The 19,252-nt window shown below is 67.6% G+C and carries 12 protein-coding genes and 2 rRNA genes; 2 read left to right on the top strand and 12 right to left on the bottom strand.

Annotated elements, in window-relative coordinates:
* Positions 1 to 66: 66 nt before the first annotated feature.
* The 3 genes from K1J60_RS26770 to K1J60_RS26760 form a co-directional block, all read right to left on the bottom strand.
* A 23S ribosomal RNA gene (locus K1J60_RS26770) occupies positions 67 to 3,185 on the bottom strand.
* Between the two features lie 308 nt (positions 3,186 to 3,493).
* Positions 3,494 to 5,020, bottom strand: a 16S ribosomal RNA gene (locus K1J60_RS26765).
* Together the 16S and 23S rRNA genes form the textbook arrangement of a ribosomal RNA operon.
* A gap of 592 nt (positions 5,021 to 5,612) precedes the next feature.
* A complete protein-coding gene (locus tag K1J60_RS26760) occupies positions 5,613 to 6,620 on the bottom strand; it encodes a stage II sporulation protein M (protein ID WP_220648419.1) in 1,008 nt (335 codons plus the stop codon).
* Between the two features lie 167 nt (positions 6,621 to 6,787).
* Between K1J60_RS26760 and K1J60_RS26755 the strand changes: the two genes are divergently transcribed.
* Positions 6,788 to 7,846 (top strand): RDD family protein, encoded by a 1,059-nt coding sequence (locus K1J60_RS26755; protein WP_220648418.1) that lies wholly within the window; start codon positions 6,788 to 6,790, stop codon positions 7,844 to 7,846.
* 86 nt (positions 7,847 to 7,932) lie between these two features.
* Here K1J60_RS26755 and K1J60_RS26750 read toward each other — a convergent pair whose 3' ends face one another.
* The 9 genes from K1J60_RS26750 to K1J60_RS26710 form a co-directional block, all read right to left on the bottom strand.
* The gene (locus K1J60_RS26750) at positions 7,933 to 8,547 is read right to left on the bottom strand and encodes a hypothetical protein (protein ID WP_220648417.1); all 615 of its coding nucleotides are present in this window, start codon (positions 8,545 to 8,547) and stop codon (positions 7,933 to 7,935) included.
* 166 nt (positions 8,548 to 8,713) lie between these two features.
* A complete protein-coding gene (gene ahcY, locus K1J60_RS26745; RefSeq protein ID WP_220648416.1) occupies positions 8,714 to 10,171 on the bottom strand; it encodes an adenosylhomocysteinase in 1,458 nt (485 codons plus the stop codon).
* Between the two features lie 422 nt (positions 10,172 to 10,593).
* On the bottom strand, positions 10,594 to 11,571 hold the full coding sequence (locus K1J60_RS26740) for a cation diffusion facilitator family transporter (RefSeq protein ID WP_220648415.1): 978 nt from the start codon (positions 11,569 to 11,571) through the stop codon (positions 10,594 to 10,596).
* A gap of 164 nt (positions 11,572 to 11,735) precedes the next feature.
* Positions 11,736 to 12,887, bottom strand: coding sequence for a mannose-6-phosphate isomerase, class I (manA, locus tag K1J60_RS26735; RefSeq protein ID WP_220648414.1), 1,152 nt, complete (start codon positions 12,885 to 12,887; stop codon positions 11,736 to 11,738).
* A gap of 107 nt (positions 12,888 to 12,994) precedes the next feature.
* On the bottom strand, positions 12,995 to 14,122 hold the full coding sequence (locus tag K1J60_RS26730; protein ID WP_220648413.1) for an SIS domain-containing protein: 1,128 nt from the start codon (positions 14,120 to 14,122) through the stop codon (positions 12,995 to 12,997).
* A gap of 99 nt (positions 14,123 to 14,221) precedes the next feature.
* Entirely contained in the window at positions 14,222 to 14,392 is a 171-nt protein-coding gene (locus K1J60_RS26725; RefSeq protein ID WP_005485663.1) for a Trm112 family protein, read from the bottom strand.
* Positions 14,393 to 14,646: 254 nt separating this feature from the next.
* Positions 14,647 to 16,011, bottom strand: a complete 1,365-nt coding sequence (locus tag K1J60_RS26720) for a phosphomannomutase/phosphoglucomutase (RefSeq protein ID WP_220648412.1) — start codon at positions 16,009 to 16,011, stop codon at positions 14,647 to 14,649.
* 161 nt (positions 16,012 to 16,172) lie between these two features.
* A complete protein-coding gene (locus K1J60_RS26715) occupies positions 16,173 to 17,789 on the bottom strand; it encodes an L-lactate permease (RefSeq protein WP_220651716.1) in 1,617 nt (538 codons plus the stop codon).
* Between the two features lie 204 nt (positions 17,790 to 17,993).
* Positions 17,994 to 18,416: a DUF3499 domain-containing protein gene (locus K1J60_RS26710; protein ID WP_220648411.1), complete on the bottom strand. Its 423-nt coding sequence runs from the start codon at positions 18,414 to 18,416 to the stop codon at positions 17,994 to 17,996.
* 345 nt (positions 18,417 to 18,761) lie between these two features.
* Between K1J60_RS26710 and K1J60_RS26705 the strand changes: the two genes are divergently transcribed.
* Positions 18,762 to 19,217, top strand: a complete 456-nt coding sequence (locus K1J60_RS26705) for a metallopeptidase family protein (RefSeq protein WP_107072191.1) — start codon at positions 18,762 to 18,764, stop codon at positions 19,215 to 19,217.
* The last annotated feature ends 35 nt before the right edge of the window (positions 19,218 to 19,252 follow it).

Raw genomic sequence — 19,252 nt, 5'->3', positions numbered from 1 at the left:
CCACGCTCTGTGACAGACGTGGGGTTGTTCGTGGTTTCAGAACCAACACAGTGGACGCGAGCAACTGAGGACAAGCCCTCGGCCTATTAGTACCAGTCAACTCCACCCGTTACCAGGCTTCCATATCTGGCCTATCAACCCAGTCGTCTACTGGGAGCCTTACCCCATCAAGTGGGTGGGAATACTCATCTCGAAGCAGGCTTCCCGCTTAGATGCTTTCAGCGGTTATCCCTCCCGAACGTAGCCAACCAGCCATGCCCTTGGCAGAACAACTGGCACACCAGAGGTTCGTCCGTCCCGGTCCTCTCGTACTAGGGACAGCCCTTCTCAATATTCCTGCGCGCGCAGCGGATAGGGACCGAACTGTCTCACGACGTTCTAAACCCAGCTCGCGTACCGCTTTAATGGGCGAACAGCCCAACCCTTGGGACCGACTCCAGCCCCAGGATGCGACGAGCCGACATCGAGGTGCCAAACCATCCCGTCGATATGGACTCTTGGGGAAGATCAGCCTGTTATCCCCGGGGTACCTTTTATCCGTTGAGCGACGGCGCTTCCACAAGCCACCGCCGGATCACTAGTCCCGACTTTCGTCCCTGCTCGACCCGTCGGTCTCACAGTCAAGCTCCCTTGTGCACTTACACTCACCACCTGATTGCCAACCAGGCTGAGGGAACCTTTGGGCGCCTCCGTTACCCTTTGGGAGGCAACCGCCCCAGTTAAACTACCCATCAGACACTGTCCCCGATCCGGATCACGGACCCGGGTTAGACATCCAGCACGACCAGACTGGTATTTCAACGACGACTCCACCCGAACTGGCGTCCGAGCTTCACAGTCTCCCAGCTATCCTACACAAGCCGAACCGAACACCAATATCAAACTGTAGTAAAGGTCCCGGGGTCTTTCCGTCCTGCTGCGCGAAACGAGCATCTTTACTCGTAGTGCAATTTCACCGGGCCTATGGTTGAGACAGTCGAGAAGTCGTTACGCCATTCGTGCAGGTCGGAACTTACCCGACAAGGAATTTCGCTACCTTAGGATGGTTATAGTTACCACCGCCGTTTACTGGCGCTTAAGTTCTCAGCTTCGCCCACCCGAAAGTGAGCTAACCGGTCCCCTTAACGTTCCAGCACCGGGCAGGCGTCAGTCCGTATACATCGCCTTACGGCTTCGCACGGACCTGTGTTTTTAGTAAACAGTCGCTTCTCGCTGGTCTCTGCGGCCACCCCCAGCTCACCGAGTAAATCGGATCACCAGTGATGGCCCCCTTCTCCCGAAGTTACGGGGGCATTTTGCCGAGTTCCTTAACCATAGTTCACCCGAACGCCTCGGTATTCTCTACCAGACCACCTGAGTCGGTTTAGGGTACGGGCCGCCATGAAACTCGCTAGAGGCTTTTCTCGACAGCATAGGATCATCCACTTCACCACAATCGGCTCGGCATCAGGTCTCAGACTATTGCCAGGCGGATTTACCTACCTGACGTCCTACACCCTTACCCCGGGACAACCACCGCCCGGGATGGACTACCTTCCTGCGTCACCCCATCACTCACCTACTGCAAGTCTGGTTCGTCGGCTCCACCACTCCCCTTTGCCCGAAGGCTCCGGGGCGGCTTCACGGACTTAGCATCGCCTGGTTCAATGTTTGACGCTTCACAGCGGGTACCGGAATATCAACCGGTTATCCATCGACTACGCCTGTCGGCCTCGCCTTAGGTCCCGACTTACCCTGGGCAGATCAGCTTGACCCAGGAACCCTTGGTCAATCGGCGCAAACGTTTCTCACGTTTGTATCGCTACTCATGCCTGCATTCTCACTCGTGAACCGTCCACAACTCGCTTCCGCGGCTGCTTCACCCGGCACACGACGCTCCCCTACCCATCCCAGCGGGCGTTGGCCCTCATGCTGGAATGACACGACTTCGGCGGTACGCTTGAGCCCCGCTACATTGTCGGCGCGGAATCACTAGACCAGTGAGCTATTACGCACTCTTTCAAGGGTGGCTGCTTCTAAGCCAACCTCCTGGTTGTCTGTGCGACTCCACATCCTTTCCCACTTAGCGTACGCTTAGGGGCCTTAGTCGATGCTCTGGGCTGTTTCCCTCTCGACCATGGAGCTTATCCCCCACAGTCTCACTGCCGCGCTCTCACTTACCGGCATTCGGAGTTTGGCTAAGGTCAGTAACCCGGTAGGGCCCATCGCCTATCCAGTGCTCTACCTCCGGCAAGAAACACACGACGCTGCACCTAAATGCATTTCGGGGAGAACCAGCTATCACGGAGTTTGATTGGCCTTTCACCCCTAACCACAGGTCATCCCCCAGGTTTTCAACCCTGGTGGGTTCGGTCCTCCACGAAGTCTTACCTCCGCTTCAACCTGCCCATGGCTAGATCACTCCGCTTCGGGTCTTGAGCGCGCTACTGAATCGCCCTGTTCGGACTCGCTTTCGCTACGGCTTCCCCACACGGGTTAACCTCGCAACACACCGCAAACTCGCAGGCTCATTCTTCAAAAGGCACGCAGTCACGAGAACAAGGCAAGCCTTGTTCCGACGCTCCCACGGCTTGTAGGCACACGGTTTCAGGTACTATTTCACTCCCCTCCCGGGGTACTTTTCACCATTCCCTCACGGTACTATCCGCTATCGGTCACCAGGGAATATTTAGGCTTAGCGGGTGGTCCCGCCAGATTCACACGGGATTTCTCGGGCCCCGTGCTACTTGGGTGTCTCTCAAACGAGCCGCTGACGTTTCGACTACGGGGGTCTTACCCTCTACGCCGGACCTTTCGCATGTCCTTCGTCTACATCAACGGTTTCTGACTCGTCCTGTTGCCGGCAGACAACAGAAGAGAGATCCCACAACCCCGCATACGCAACCCCTGCCGGGTCTCACACGTATACGGTTTAGCCTCATCCGGTTTCGCTCGCCACTACTCCCGGAATCACGGTTGTTTTCTCTTCCTGCGGGTACTGAGATGTTTCACTTCCCCGCGTTCCCTCCACATACCCTATGTGTTCAGGTATGGGTGACAGCCCATGACGACTGCCGGGTTTCCCCATTCGGAAACCCCCGGATCAAAGCCTGGTTGACGACTCCCCGGGGACTATCGTGGCCTCCCACGTCCTTCATCGGTTCCTGGTGCCAAGGCATCCACCGTGCGCCCTTAAAAACTTGGCCACAGATGCTCGCGTCCACTGTGCAGTTCTCAAACAACGACCAACCACCCGTCACACACCATCTGCATGGTGCTTCACCGGGGTCGGCACTGAAGGCAGCCATACGGCCATACCCTCAGACACCCAACAGCGTGCCCGGCCGGCTCCCGCCCGGAGATCATGCTTTCCACACTCTTGCGAGCAGTACTAACAGCCTCCGGCCCGTGAAAACCAGCCGAATAATCAACGTTCCACCCATGAGCAACCACCGCAGAACACTCGCCTGCGTTATGGCCCTGGATCCCTTGACGGGACCTAGATGCTCCTTAGAAAGGAGGTGATCCAGCCGCACCTTCCGGTACGGCTACCTTGTTACGACTTCGTCCCAATCGCCAGTCCCACCTTCGACAGCTCCCTCCCACAAGGGGTTGGGCCACCGGCTTCGGGTGTTACCGACTTTCGTGACGTGACGGGCGGTGTGTACAAGGCCCGGGAACGTATTCACCGCAGCAATGCTGATCTGCGATTACTAGCAACTCCGACTTCATGGGGTCGAGTTGCAGACCCCAATCCGAACTGAGACAGGCTTTTTGAGATTCGCTCCGCCTCACGGCTTCGCAGCTCATTGTACCTGCCATTGTAGCACGTGTGCAGCCCAAGACATAAGGGGCATGATGACTTGACGTCGTCCCCACCTTCCTCCGAGTTGACCCCGGCAGTCTCCTGTGAGTCCCCATCACCCCGAAGGGCATGCTGGCAACACAGAACAAGGGTTGCGCTCGTTGCGGGACTTAACCCAACATCTCACGACACGAGCTGACGACAGCCATGCACCACCTGTACACCGACCACAAGGGGGCGACCATCTCTGGCCGTTTCCGGTGTATGTCAAGCCTTGGTAAGGTTCTTCGCGTTGCGTCGAATTAAGCCACATGCTCCGCTGCTTGTGCGGGCCCCCGTCAATTCCTTTGAGTTTTAGCCTTGCGGCCGTACTCCCCAGGCGGGGAACTTAATGCGTTAGCTGCGGCACCGACGACGTGGAATGTCGCCAACACCTAGTTCCCACCGTTTACGGCGTGGACTACCAGGGTATCTAATCCTGTTCGCTCCCCACGCTTTCGCTCCTCAGCGTCAGTAATGGCCCAGAGATCCGCCTTCGCCACCGGTGTTCCTCCTGATATCTGCGCATTTCACCGCTACACCAGGAATTCCGATCTCCCCTACCACACTCTAGTCTGCCCGTATCGAATGCAGACCCGGGGTTAAGCCCCGGGCTTTCACATCCGACGCGACAGACCGCCTACGAGCTCTTTACGCCCAATAATTCCGGACAACGCTCGCGCCCTACGTATTACCGCGGCTGCTGGCACGTAGTTAGCCGGCGCTTCTTCTGCAGGTACCGTCACTTTCGCTTCTTCCCTGCTGAAAGAGGTTTACAACCCGAAGGCCGTCATCCCTCACGCGGCGTCGCTGCATCAGGCTTTCGCCCATTGTGCAATATTCCCCACTGCTGCCTCCCGTAGGAGTCTGGGCCGTGTCTCAGTCCCAGTGTGGCCGGTCGCCCTCTCAGGCCGGCTACCCGTCGTCGCCTTGGTGAGCCGTTACCTCACCAACAAGCTGATAGGCCGCGGGCTCATCCTTCACCGCCGGAGCTTTCCACCACCAACAGATGCCTGCAGTGGTTGTATCCGGTATTAGACCCCGTTTCCAGGGCTTGTCCCAGAGTGAAGGGCAGATTGCCCACGTGTTACTCACCCGTTCGCCACTAATCCCCACCGAAGTGGTTCATCGTTCGACTTGCATGTGTTAAGCACGCCGCCAGCGTTCGTCCTGAGCCAGGATCAAACTCTCCGTGAATGTGTACCCGTAATCGGGTGCAAACCACGAGAGCGGAACCACCGGAGGAATGATCCGATGGTTCACAGCGTCCTCGCTGTGTTTGTTTCAAAGGAACCTCGCCCCAACCGATGACCGGCCGGGAACGGGGTATCAACATATCTGGCGTTGATTTTTGGCACGCTGTTGAGTTCTCAAGGAACGGACGCTTCCTTTGTACTCACCCAAGCTACTCTCGGGCTTTCCTCCGGGCAGTTTCCCTTCGGTCTTGCGTTTCCAACCTTACCAGATCCGTTTTCCGTTCCGTTTCCGGTCGGAATTCATTTCCGGTGGCCGTTGGAAGGCCTAACCAATTGATTGCCTTGCGGCTTTCTTTCGGTGAGTCCGACTTTATCAGAAGTTTTTCACCGGCCTGACCGGCTGTTCGTTTCTGATTCATCGGGTGGACTCGCTCGGGACATCTCATTCGCGAGGAGTCGATAGATTCTTACTGCGGCCCTGGGGTATGTCCACCTCTAGGCAACTGTGCAAATCTACCTCCCCACATGGGCCGTGTCAACAGCTCTTGCGGGAACGAAGAGGAGACTAACAGCCCGACGGGGGTGAACGCACATCAGGCCGCTGTGGGGACCGTCGCGCTGCGTTCGTGTTCCTCGACATCGCCCGTGTCACCAGCTCGTGCGGCTCGTCCGCCCAGGACATAGACGTACGCGAGGAAGCCGAGTTCGGCGAGGACGCCGATGCTGATGCGGGCCCAGGTGGGCAGGCCGGACGGGGTGACGAAGCCTTCGATGGCGCCGGAGACGAAGAGGACCAGCGCCAGGCCTATCGCCATGCCCAGGGCCGCTCGCCCTTCCTCGGCCAGGGCCGACCGGCGGGTGCGGGGCCCTGGGTCGATGACGGTCCAGCCGAGCCGCAGACCCGTTCCGGCGGCCACGAAGACGGCGGTCAGTTCCAGCAGGCCGTGCGGGAGGATCAGGCCGAGGAAGACGTCCAGGCGGCCGGCCGAGGTCATCAGGCCGATGCCGACGCCCAGGTTGAGCATGTTCAGGAGCAGGATCCAGAGGACCGGCAGGCCCAGGAAGATCCCCAGAACCAGGCACATCGCGGCGGCCTGGGCGTTGTTCGTCCACACCTGGGCCGCGAAGGACGCGGCGGGATGGCTCGAGTAGTACGTCTCGTACTGACCACCGGGGCGGGTCATCTCGCGGAGCGCCTCAGGGGCCGCGATGCCGGCCTGGACCTCCGGGTGGGTGCCGATCCACCACCCGAGGAGCACGGCGACGAGGGTGGAGAGCAGCGCTGTGGGGACCCACCAGTGACGGGAGCGGTAGACCGCCGCGGGGAAGCCATGGGTCAGGAAGCGGGTGACGTCACGCCAGGAGGCCCGTCGGTTGCCCGTGACGGCGCTGCGCGCGCGTGCCACCAGTTGGCTGAGTCGACCGGTGAGCTGCGGGTCCGGAGCGCTCGACTGGATCAGTGAGAGGTGGGTGGCGGTGCGCTGGTAGAGGGTGACGAGTTCGTCGATCTCGGCTCCGTCGAGACGGCGCTGGCGGCGGAGCAGGGCGTCGAGGCGGTCCCACTCGGCACGATGTGCGGACACGAAGACATCGAGGTCCATCGGGTGTGCTGCTCCTCGTCCCTCTCGCACTGCGTGCCGGCTTGTCATATTGATCGCACAGGTCGTACTGGTCGTACGGGTCGTACTGCGGTGCGATATGACCTCAGCTTGGCAGACTGGCCACTCTCGGGGCAGGTCAGGGGATGAATCCGGAAGGGACTACGGGTGTGAGTGAGCTAGTGACGGGCGAGGCGGTGGCGCTGGAGCTGCGTCCCGCGAAGCTGCCGAGCCGGGCGCTGGCCGTGCTGCTCGACCTGGTCGTGGCCGTGGTCGTCTACCTCGCGGTGGTTCTGGTCCTGGTGCTGTCGACGGCCGGGCTCGACGAGGCAGCGCAGACGGCGATATCCATCGCGAGCTTCCTGCTCGTCCTGGTGGGCGGGCCGATCGCGGTGGAGACGCTGAGCCACGGGCGTTCGCTGGGGAAGCTCGCCTGCGGGCTGCGGGTGGTGCGGGACGACGGCGGACCGATCCGGTTCCGGCACGCGCTGGTGCGCGGGGCGGTCGGGGTGGTCGAGATCCTGATGACCTTCGGGGTCGTCGCCTGCATCGCCTCGCTCGTCTCGGCGCGGGGGCGTCGGCTGGGTGACGTGTTCGCCGGGACTCTGGTCGTGCGGGAGCGGGTTCCGGCCGGGCGGGCGGCATTCGTGCCTCCGCCCCCGCCATGGCTCGCGGGACAGTTCGCCGCGCTCGACCTGTCCGCTGTGCCGGACGGGCTGTGGCTGGCCATCCGCCAGTACCTGACGCGGATGCGGCAGCTGGACCCGCACGTCGGCGCGGCCATGGCGGAACGTCTCGCCTCGGACCTCGCGGCCCGTACCGGGGCTCCGGCGCCCTACGGGGTGCCGCCCGGCGCGTATCTGGCCGCCGTGGTGCACGAGCGGCAGGCCCGGGAGGCCCGTCAGGCTTTCCAGGGCGCGGTCGGGGCGGGTGCGGCCGGGGCGGGTGCGGCCGGCTTGCCGGCCGCTCAGCCTCCCTCCGTGCAGTCTCCCTCCGTGCAACCGCCCGCCGCTCCTGCGTATGCGCCGCCCGGGGGGTATGTGAGCCCGGCCCCGGCCACGGGCGGCTCCGGGTACGCGCCGCCCTCGGCAGCCGCAGGTGCCGTGCCTGGGGCCGGTGTCGCCGCCGACGTTCCCGGCCCGGCCGCGCCAGGTACCCCACCCTCCCCCGAGCCGCCGCACGCGCCGTCCACCGGGCGGCCGAGCACCGGGTTCGCCCCACCCGCCTGAGTCGTGCGGCCGCCGGTGGTGCGCTGCCGGCAGGGCACGGCTCGACCTCACCGTCGGTGCGGGCCGGACCGGGGTGTCGCCGGGTCTCAGTCGAACGTGGACGGCGGCGTCTCCAGGTGCTCCAGCTCGATTCCGGGTGCCGCCAGAACGACGTCGCCCGCGATGTGAACGGAGTGCCGCTCCCCCGTGTCCAGGGCTGTGACCTGGTATTCGTCCACGGTCAGGGGGCCGTTGTCAGTGGCGTGTGCTTCTCTGTCGATCAAGGCCCAGGACTGGTCGAGGGTGCGCGGGGCCAGGACCGGGTCGGTGAAGGCGACGAGGCGTACGCGGGTGGCCGGGGCGGAGGGGGTGAGGCGCAGCAGACGGGCGGTGGCGATGAGGAACGCCGGAGAGGTGCCGGTGAAGGCGTGGGCGCGGACATTGCCTTCGGTGGCTTCCGTGCCGGTGGGGTCGGTGCGGACCCAGGTGACGCCGTCGAGGGCGGCGCCGCGGACCTGCCAGCTCGCGGCGTGGAGTTCGAGGCGGATGGGGCGGCCGAGTTCGTCGAGGGCCAGATCGACGGAACCGGCGTGGTCGCCGGAGGGGGCGGTCAGTTGCGAGACGTAGCGCCAGCCGGACGGGCCGGGCGCGCAGTGGAAGTGTTCCTCGGCGAGGAGGGTGTGGTCGTGCGGGTCATGAAGCGAATACCGGCCGCGGGGCATGGGGGTCCTGGGTCTTGACGGGCTGGTCCGGCCGACGGGCCTGAAGAGGAGCCGAACGGGCAGGCCCCCGGCACGGGGGTGCGGGGGCCTGCCTGGGTGCTGCTGCCGAGGCGGATGCGTCGACGGTCGCCGTGCGACGCATCCGACGCGTCCACCGCCGGGTGGATCAGTAGCGGTAGTGGTCCGGCTTGTACGGGCCCTCGACCTCGACGCCGATGTACGAGGCCTGCTCCGGACGGAGGGTCGTAAGCTTCACGCCGAGCGAGTCGAGGTGGAGGCGGGCGACCTTCTCGTCGAGGTGCTTGGGCAGCGTGTAGACGCCGATCGGGTACTCGGCCTGCTTGGTGAACAGCTCGATCTGGGCCAGGGTCTGGTCCGCGAACGAGTTGGACATCACGAACGACGGGTGACCGGTGGCGTTGCCCAGGTTCAGCAGGCGGCCCTCGGACAGGACGATGAGCACCTTGCCGTCGGGGAACGTCCACGTGTGGACCTGCGGCTTGACCTCGTCCTTGACGATGCCCGGGATCTTCGCGAGACCGGCCATGTCGATCTCGTTGTCGAAGTGGCCGATGTTGCCGACGATGGCCTGGTGCTTCATCTTGGCCATGTCCGAGGCCATGATGATGTCCTTGTTGCCGGTCGTGGTGATGAAGATGTCGGCCTTGTCGATGACCTCGTCGAGGGTCGTGACCTGGTAGCCGTCCATCGCCGCCTGCAGGGCGCAGATCGGGTCGATCTCGGTGACGATGACGCGGGCGCCCTGTCCGCGCAGGGACTCCGCGCAGCCCTTGCCCACATCGCCGTAGCCGCAGACGACGGCCGTCTTGCCGCCGATGAGGACATCGGTGGCGCGGTTGATGCCGTCGATCAGGGAGTGGCGGCAGCCGTACTTGTTGTCGAACTTCGACTTGGTGACGGCGTCGTTCACGTTGATCGCCGGGAAGAGGAGGACGCCGTCGCGCTGCATCTCGTACAGGCGGTGCACACCTGTGGTGGTCTCCTCGGTCACGCCGCGGATCTCCGAGGCGAGCTGGGTCCACTTCTGCGAGCCGTCGGTGATGGTGCGGTTCAGGAGTTCGAGGATGACGCGGTGCTCCTCGTTCTCTGCGGTGTCGACCGCGGGGACCTCGCCGGACTTCTCGTACTCGACGCCCTTGTGGACGAGGAGCGTGGCGTCACCGCCGTCGTCGAGGATCATGTTGGGGCCGCCGGTGGGGCTGTCCGGCCAGGTCAGCGCCTGCTCCGTGCACCACCAGTACTCCTCCAGGGTCTCGCCCTTCCAGGCGAAGACCGGGACACCCTGCGGGTTGTCCACCGTGCCGTTCGGGCCGACCGCGATGGCGGCGGCAGCGTGGTCCTGGGTGGAGAAGATGTTGCAGGAGGCCCAGCGGACCTGGGCGCCGAGGGCGACCAGGGTCTCGATGAGGACGGCGGTCTGCACGGTCATGTGCAGGGAGCCGGTGACGCGGGCGCCGGCCAGGGGCTGGGACTCGGCGTACTCCTTGCGGATCGCCATCAGACCGGGCATCTCGTGCTCGGCGAGGGTGATCTCCTTGCGGCCGAACGCGGCCAGCGAGAGGTCGGCGACCTTGAAGTCCTGTCGGTTTTCGACAGTCGTCATTGCGAACTGCTCCTCGGTGTCGGGTCGAGGGTGGGTAGGGCTGGTCTGCGCGGCGGCGGACACAGGGGTGCCCCGAAGAGGACACAGGCATGCCCGCGTGCGCGCAGCGCAGTCCGTCGGAGGCCCTCTCTCCCTCGGTCGGTCCGCGGTGGGACCGCCCGACCGCCATCAGCAGCGACGTCTGGCTCCGTCCCAAGCTACACCGGTGGGCCCGGCCTGCCCCAGTCCGCCTGAGCACAGATCCAGCCGAAGGGAGAGGTGTGTGTGGCGTGCGGGGTGCCGACGGCGGGCTGTTCGGCAGCGGAGGGCGTACGGGGACGGAGTCGGCACGGGCCGGGGACGGGCAGGGGCCCGTCGCGTCCGTTCGCGCGACGGGCCCCTGTGCTCGGTGCCTGGTGGGGTGGCCCGAACGGGCCGGTGGATCAGTGCTCGGCGGGGGCGGCCGGTCCGCCGGGGGCGGCCTCGGGGTCGGGGCCCTTGGCGGCTTCGGCTTCGCTGTAGATGTCGGGTTCCAGGTAGATGACGCGGGCGATCGGGACGGCCTCGCGGATGCGGGCCTCGGCCGCGTTGATGGCGTTGGCGACCTCGGTGGCCGTTTCGTCGTGCCGGACGGCGATCTTGGCGGCGACGAGGAGTTCCTCGGGGCCGAGGTGGAGGGTGCGCATGTGGATGACGCGGGTGACGGTGTCGCCGTCGACGACGGCCTGCGCGATCTTCTCCACGTTCTCGGTGCCGGCGGACTCGCCGAGGAGGAGGGACTTGGTCTCGGCGGCGAGGACGATCGCGATCAGGATGAGCAGGACGCCGATGCAGAGGGTGCCGATGCCGTCCCAGACGCCGTCGCCGGTGAGCAGGGCGAGGCTGACGCCGCCGAGGGCGAGGATCAGGCCGACGAGGGCACCGAGGTCCTCCAGGAGGACGACGGGCAGCTCGGGGGCCTTGGCATGGCGGACGAACTCGGTCCAGGACTTGTTGCCCCGCAGGACGTTGGACTCCTTGATGGCGGTCCGGAAGGAGAACGTCTCGGCGATGATCGCGAAGACGAGGACACCGACCGGCCAGTACCAGGCCTCGATCTCGTGCGGGTGCTTGATCTTCTCGTAGCCCTCGTAGAGGGCGAACATGCCGCCGACGGAGAAGAGGACGATGGAGACGAGGAAGGCGTAGATGTAGCGCTCGCGGCCGTAGCCGAAGGGGTGTTCGGCGGTCGCCTCGCGCTTGGCCTTCTTGCCGCCGAGGAGCAGCAGGGCCTGGTTGCCCGAGTCGGCGAGCGAGTGCACGGACTCGGCGAGCATTGACGACGAGTTACTGAAGAGGAACGCCACGAACTTCGCTACCGCGATCGCGAGGTTGGCGGCGAGTGCCGCCACGATCGCCTTGGTGCCGCCTGACGCGCTCATGTCTCCGAGGTGTCCCTTCGCCTACGCATATGCCTGTGCGTGGGGATGGGTACCCACGCTTCCGTCCGTCACCGGCCGGGCTTTGCCCGCCTTTTGCAGGGGGCATTGTTGCAGCCCGGCCCGGTGTCGGTGCGTCGGGTCGTGGATCAGGAGGTGTCAGGCCGTCACGCGATCACGGTGGCCCGGAACAGCGTGCCCGGTCCGGACACCTCGGCCTTCTCGTCCGCGGGCACGAAGACGGACTCGCCGGGGGCGAGCGTGTGTTCGCCCGCCCGGACCGAGCCTGCGGTGCAGAGAAGGATCTGCGGGGTGGCGCGGGTGAGGTCGTGCGGGGCGGTGGCCTCGGGAAGGACGAAGCGGGAGAGGCGGAACTCGTCGATGGGCGTCTCGTAGACCTCCTCGCCGTCCGGGGACGCTTCCGGGCGCAGCACGCCCGGGTCGGTCGCCTCGAAGCGGACGATGCGCAGGAGTTCGGGGACGTCGACGTGCTTGGGGGTGAGGCCGCAGCGCAGGACGTTGTCGGAGTTGGCCATGATCTCGACGCCGAGGCCGTTGAGGTAGGCGTGCGGGATGCCGGCGCCGAGGAACAGGGCCTCGCCGGGCTGCAGGCGTACGTGGTTGAGGAGCATGGCGGCGATGACGCCGGGGTCGCCCGGGTAGTGGTGGGCGATGTCGGCGTAGGGGGCGTAGGCACCGCCGAGGCGGGCGCAGGCGGCCGCGGCCTCGGTGACGGTGTGGGCCGTCTCCTCGGGGTCGGCGCCCAGGACGGCGGTCAACACCTCGCGCAGCGCGGCCTCTTCGGGGTGGGCGTGCAGGAGGTCGACGTACGGCTTGAGGGAGTCGACGTCGAGGGCGGCCAGCAGTTCGGCGGCGCGGAGCGGTTCGCGGAAGCCGCAGAGGCCGTCGAACTCCGTGAGGGCGCAGATCAGTTCCGGCTTGTGGTTGGCGTCCTTGTAGTTGCGGTGGCCCGCGTCGATCGGGATGCCGCGCCGCTCCTCGTCCTCGTAACCCTCCCGGGCCTGTCGGAGGTCGGGGTGGACCTGGAGGGAGAGGGGGGCGCCGGCGGCGAGGAGCTTCAGCAGAAAGGGGAGGCGGGGGCCGAACTTCTCGACCGTCCGGATTCCCAGCTCGCGTTCAGGTGCCGCGTCGATGACCTCGGTGAGGGGACCGCGCCCGGTGCGCGAGGGGGCGCCGGGGTGGGCCCCCATCCACATCTCCGCCTGCGGCTCGCCGGTGGGGGCCACTCCGAGGAGCTGCGGGATGGCGGTGGTCGAGCCCCAGGCGTAGGGGCGGACGGTGTTGTCGAGGCGGTCCATGGTGTGTGTTTCTCCGTACGTGGGGAGCCGGCCGGGGCCCCGGTCGAGGTCGGGCCCGGTCGGGGTCGGGCTCCGAAAGGTTCAGGCTCCGGAAGCGTCCGAAAGGTTCAGGCTCCGGAAGCGAGCGACAGGTAAACGGCGGCGAAATCGGTGATGGCGATCATCTCCGCGAGGGTCTCCAGCTCGCTGCCCTCCTCGGGTTCCAGCTCGCTGATCGCGGTGTCGTGGCCGAGGGCCAGCTCGCGCGCGGCCGGGGCGGCGGTCAGGCCGCCGGTCGGACGGTCGCGGAGGAGCACCACGCGTGCGTGGAGGGCGGGTGCTTCCTCGACGCGGTCGCGGAAGAAGTCGTCGGGGTCGGCGCTCGCGGCGAGCGGACCGGACAGCAGCACCGTGTGCGAGGCGAGCGCCTCCGGCAGCTGGGCGGCGAGGGCAGGGCGCCCCGCGAGTTCGGCGAGCGCGGAGGCGAAACGCCGGCCCACGGGCCCTGCGGCCTGGCCCTCGGTCCAGATCAGCGGGAGGGAGTCGGCCAGCTCGGCGGCGAGCGTCTTGGCCGGGTTGTTGTACGTGGCGATGGCGGGTCCGCAGCGCTCGGCGACGCGGTCGAGGCGGTCGGCGACCTTCTGCAGGGCGTCCGGCCCGGCGGCGACCAGGCCGGTGCGTTCCAGCAGTGCGAGCATCGGGGTGAGCAGCGCCCAGAGCACGCCGGGGGCGGCGGCGCCGAGGGGCACCTCCTGCTCGTACGGGCTGGTCGCCATCGGTACGAAGAGTCCGTGAGCGCCTTCCACGGCCTCGGCGACCGGCGTGCGGGGCGGGGCCACGGCGACGACCGTGCAGCCGCGTCGGTAGGCCTGGTCGACCAGGAGCGACAGGCCGGGTTCGGCGCCGTCGGCGGTGGCGATCAGGAGGAGGTCGACGGAGCCGGCCCAGCCGGGGAGTTCCCAGCGGAGGGCGCCCGCCGCGGGGGCCACGCCGGTGGGGTGGAGGCGGGTGATGGGGCAACTGGATCCCGCGAGGGCGCCGAGCAGGTCGGCGACGCCCGCGGAGGCCATGCCGGGGCCCGCGATCATGAGGGCCCGGGGGCGGCCGTCCGGTTTCAGGTCCGGGATGCCGGCCTCGGTGCCGAGACGGATGGCCGTGCGGACCCGGGCGCCTGCCTCGGCGGCGCCGCGGAGCAGGTCGCGGCGGTCCGCCTCCGACAAGGCGTCGGGAGTGTCTAGCAGCGATTCGTCGAGCATGGGCGGCAGCCTCCGATCGCCGGGTGCCCTGATGCGCCTTTTCGCCGGGTTTCCGGCTCGTGCGGGGTTACGCCTCGCGCGGGAGCGTGATCGCGTGGATCACGCGGGGCGGCGGGCCTCGTCGACGAGGAGTACGGGGATGCCGTCCCGGATCGGGTAGGCGAGGCCGCAGTCCTGGCTCGTGCAGGTCAGCTCGGTGTCCTCCTCCGTGAGGGGGGCGTGGCACGCCGGGCAGGCGAGGATCTCCAGGAGGCCGGCTTCGAGCGGCATGTCGGGGGTCCCTTCGGGGGGCGGGTTCGTGCGGTGCGGCCTGGTCAGAGTACCGCTGTGCGCGGGTTGGCGCCGGGGTTGGGGGCGGGTGCGCTTTTCGCCCCCGCCGCCCCTACCCGTCCCACCCCCACTCTCCGGCTGCGCGCGAGCGGGAGGTGCCCCCAGCGAGGGGCTGCGCCCCTTCGACGCCCGTCCGCGGGTCCGGTGGGGGCTGGTCGCGCAGTTCCCCGCGCCCCTTCAGGGCGCGGCTGTGCTCACGCCCTGATGATCGCCAGGACCTCGTCCCTCACCTTCGCCATCGTCGTCTCGTCCCTCGCCTCGGCGTTCAGTCTCAGCAGGGGTTCCGTGTTGGAGGGACGGACGTTGAACCACCAGTCGGTGGTGGACACCGTCAGACCGTCCAGGTCGTCGAGGGTGGTGTCCTCGCGGTCCTCGTAGGCGGAGCGGATCGCGGCCAGGCGGCCCGACTGGTCGGCGACCGTGGAGTTGATCTCGCCGGAGCCGGCGTAGCGGTCGTACTGGGCGAGGAGGCCGGAGAGGGGGCCGTCCTGGCCCCCGAGGGCGGCGAGGACGTGGAGGGCGGCCAACATGCCCGTGTCGGCGTTCCAGAAGTCCGCGAAGTAGTAGTGGGCGGAGTGCTCGCCGCCGAAGATGGCACCGGATCTCGCCATCTCGGCCTTGATGAAGGAGTGCCCGACCCGGGTGCGCACCGGCGTGCCGCCGTTCTCGCGCACCACCTCCGGGACGGACCAGGAGGTGATCAGGTTGTGGATGACCGTGCCCTTGCCGCCGTGTCTGGCCAGTTCGCGGGAGGCGACCAGGGCGGTGATCGCGGAGGGCGAGACGGCGTCGCCCCGCTCGTCGACGACGAAGCAGCGGTCGGCGTCGCCGTCGAAGGCGATGCCGAGGTCGGCGCCCTCCTCGCGGACGCGCTTCTGGAGGTCGACGATGTTCGCCGGGTCGAGGGGGTTGGCCTCGTGGTTCGGGAACGTGCCGTCCAGCTCGAAGTACATCGGGACGAGGTCCAGCGGCAGGCCCGCGAAGACCGTGGGGACGGTGTGACCGCCCATGCCGTTGCCCGCGTCGACGACGACTTTCAGGGGGCGCACGGAGGTCAGGTCGACGAGGCCGCGCAGGTGCGCCGCGTAGTCCTCCAGCGTGTCCCGCCGGGTGATCGTTCCCGGCGTGGCGGCCGGTGTCGGCGCTCCCGACTCGCTCCAGCCCTCGACCAGCTCGCGGATCTCGGCGAGGCCGGTGTCCTGGCCGACGGGGGCGGCGCCGGCCCGGCACATCTTGATGCCGTTGTACTGGGCGGGGTTGTGGGAGGCGGTGAACATCGCGCCGGGCAGGTCCAGCGCGCCCGACGCGTAGTAGAGCTGGTCCGTGGAGCAGAGGCCGATCTCGGTGACGTCCACGCCGAGCGCCGCCGCCCCGCGGGCGAAGGCCCGGGACAGGCCGGGTGAGGAGGGCCGCATGTCGTGGCCGATCACGACGGCATCGGCGCCGGTCACCTGGGCGAAGGCCGCCCCGAAGAGCTCGGCCAGGGGCTCGTCCCACTGGTCCGGGACCACCCCGCGTACGTCGTACGCCTTCACGATCGTCGACAGATCAGCCGCCATGGCCACGCCCTCCTGAAGTCCCCACCGGATCACCCCAAACTACCCGGGCGGGCCGACGGCCGACGGTGGGACCTCCAGGTCGCCGCCGGGGACGGCGCAGGTCCGGCGGAAGAGCCTCAGAGCGGAGGAGCCTCAGAGCGGAGGCTCGGAACGGAGGAGCCTCAGGGAAGCATCCATTCCAGTACGGGCGTGCTCTGCCCCACCACGATCAGGCACATCACCAGCAACAGTCCCAGACTCCACGGCAGTACCTTGCGCAGCAGGTCGCCCTCGCGCCCGGCGAGGCCGACGGCGGCACAGGCGATGGTCAGGTTCTGCGGGGAGATCATCTTGCCGAGGACTCCGCCGGAGCTGTTGGCGGCGGCGAGCAGTTCCGGGGACAGGCCCGACTCGCGGGCCGCGCTCACCTGGAGGGCGCCGAACAGGGCGTTGGCCGAGGTGTCGGAGCCGGAGACCGCGACGCCGAACCAGCCGAGCACGGGCGACAGGAAGGCGAGTCCCGCGCCGGCCGCCGCCACGAAGTGGCCGATGGTGGCGGCCTGTCCGGAGAGGTTCATGACGTGGGCGAGGGCGAGCACGGACGTCACGGTGAGGATCGCGAACCGCAGTTCGTGGACCGTCGCCGCCCACTCCCTGACCGCCACGCGCGCGTGGACCCCCAGGACCACGGCCGTGCACACCCCGGCGAGCAGCACCAGTGTGCCGCCGGTGGACACGATGGGCCAGGTGAAGACGTTGCCGCCCACAAGGTCGCCCTCGGGGGCCGCGACGTTCAGGAAGGGCCAGTCGTACGTCCGGGTCGCCCCGGCCAGCCAGTCCTTCACCACGGGGATCTGGGCGACGGAGAAGATCACGACGATCAGCGCGTACGGGGCGTAGGCGCGTGCGACTTCGCGTGGCGGGTCCTGCTCGTCGAGGTCCTCGCTGCGTACGCCGGTCAGGGCGGCGGAGCGTACGGGCTCGGCGGCGGGTCGGCGGGCGTGCGGTACGGCGACGAGGGCGCCCGCGCCCAGCAAGGCGGCACCGATGTCGGCGAGTTGCGCGGAGACGTGGTTGGAGGCGATGAACTGGCCGACGGCGAAGGCGAGTCCGCACGCGAGGGCGGGTACCCAGGTCTCGCGCAGCCCGCGCCGCCCGTCGACGAGCCAGACCAGGACCAGGGGCACGACGAGGGCGAGCAGCGGTGTCTGACGGCCGACCACGGACGCCACGGTGTCCAGGGGCAGTTCGGTGACCTGGGCGAGGGTGACGACCGGGGTGCCCATGGCGCCGAAGGCGACGGGCGCGGTGTTGGCGACCAGGGCGACCACGGCCGCCTTCACCGGTTCGAAGCCGAGCGCGACGAGCATGACGGAGCAGATGGCGACCGGCGCGCCGAAGCCGGCGAGGGCTTCCAGGAGCGCGCCGAAGCAGAAGGCGACGACGAGCGCCTGGATGCGCGGATCGTCGGAGAGCCGTCCGAAGGAGCGGCGCAGGATGTCGAAGTGCCGGGTGTGGACGGTCATCCGGTACACCCACAGGGCGTTGACGACGATCCACATGATCGGGAAGAGGCCGAATGCGGCCCCCTGGGCGGCGCTGGACAGCGTCTGGCCGAGCGGCATGCGGAAGGCGATCCAGGCGACCAGAACGGCCGCCACAAGGCCGATCAGGCCTGCCAGATGGGCCTTCAGTCGCACCCCGCCGAGCAGCACCAGGACGGTGACGAGAGGCAGGGTCGCGACGAGGGCGGACAGGCCGAGAGAACCGGCCACGGGTTCCAGTTGCTGGACGTACACGGGAGCCTCCCGGAATTCCGCGATGCGGAAGCGGCTTCTCACGGCACGGGCACCCGGAATGATCGCGTCCGCGCCGACCCGACGTCAACAGCCGTGCGCCACCGAGCGGGACGGCGCGAACGGAAAGAGCCACGGCTGCAATCGGCGACGGGGCACGACGGCGGGCAGGGCTACGGGGTCACCACAACGGCCCCGCGCGTGAGGTCAGTTGTCGGGCGAGCGCAGGACCCGGAGATGGCCGCGGCGGGCGACCTCCATCGGATCGGCCGAACGCGCGCCCCCACCGGCCTCGGCCGCACGCTGCTGCGGACGGGCCGCCTCACGCACGGCGTTGGCGAGCGCCTCCAGGTCGTCACCGCTGGGGCGCGCGGGGGCCGAGGCGTCCAGCAGCCGTACGACCTCCCAGCCGCGCGGCGCGGTGAGGCGCTCGGAGTGCTCGGCGCACAGGTCGTAGCAGTGGGGTTCGGCGTAGGTGGCGAGGGGGCCGAGGACCGCGGTCGAGTCGGCGTAGACGTACGTCAGCGTCGCGACGGCGGGGCGGCCGCAAGCGGTGCGCGAACAGCGACGTACAGGGCTCACGACGTTGGACGGTACCGCACTCTTGAGCGGGCCGCGACGACTCTGCACCAGGTCACTCCACCGTGTCGTGCTGTGAAACGCCCCACACGCCCCTCCGAACCCACCGCGTTGACCTGCAAGTAACCCCGCGTCCGGGATGCCGAACGGCGCCGAGTCCGATCAATTTTCGGCATAAACCAGGCCAATTGGCGTGAGTTCGCCGGTTCGTGGAGTTACGGAAACGAGCCCAACCTTGGCCGGAATGGTCATCCCGCGACAGGCCGTACGGCGCGCCGGGGCACCGCCGCACGGCGAGCCGGTTGGACATGCCGGGTCAGTGGCCTCGGGTCGGAAGCGCGGTCGGGAGTGTGGAGCCGGGCGGGCGGACCACGCGGGGACTACGCTTCACAGGTGATGGACAACCTCGTACCGCCTCGTGCCGCCTCCGCACCCGGGCCCCGCCGCCGAGATCGGCACGGCAGGGGGATGCGCGGGCCCATCGCGCCGCCGCAGGTGCCGCTCGCGGCGAGTCGTGCGGACGTGTTCGCTGATCTCGTGCAGGACTCCGTGGAGCGGCTGGAGCGGCGGTGGCCGCAGCTGGCTGACATCGACTTCCTCGTGCTGGAGGTGCCGCGGCTCGACGGGCCCTCCGACGGGGCGTGGAACGACGAGGCGGTGCCGCTCGGGGGGATCGTGGTGGCGCGTGAGGGGCGGCCGGCCCGGGTGGTCGTGTACCGGCGGCCGGTGGAGATTCGTACCAAGGGGCGGGACGAGCGGGCCGCGCTGGTGCACGAGGTCGTGGTGGAGCAGGTGGCCGAGTTGTTGGGGCTGAATCCGGAGACTGTGGATCCGCGGTACGGGGAGGACTGACTGGCGTGGCGGGGGGGGGGGCGCCCGGGAGGGTC

Origin of the sequence: Streptomyces akebiae, assembly GCF_019599145.1 — a bacterium.
Classification (GTDB): domain Bacteria; phylum Actinomycetota; class Actinomycetes; order Streptomycetales; family Streptomycetaceae; genus Streptomyces; species Streptomyces akebiae.
Note: the sequence above shows the minus strand (reverse complement) of the source record. Positions and strands in the feature narration are given on the sequence as shown.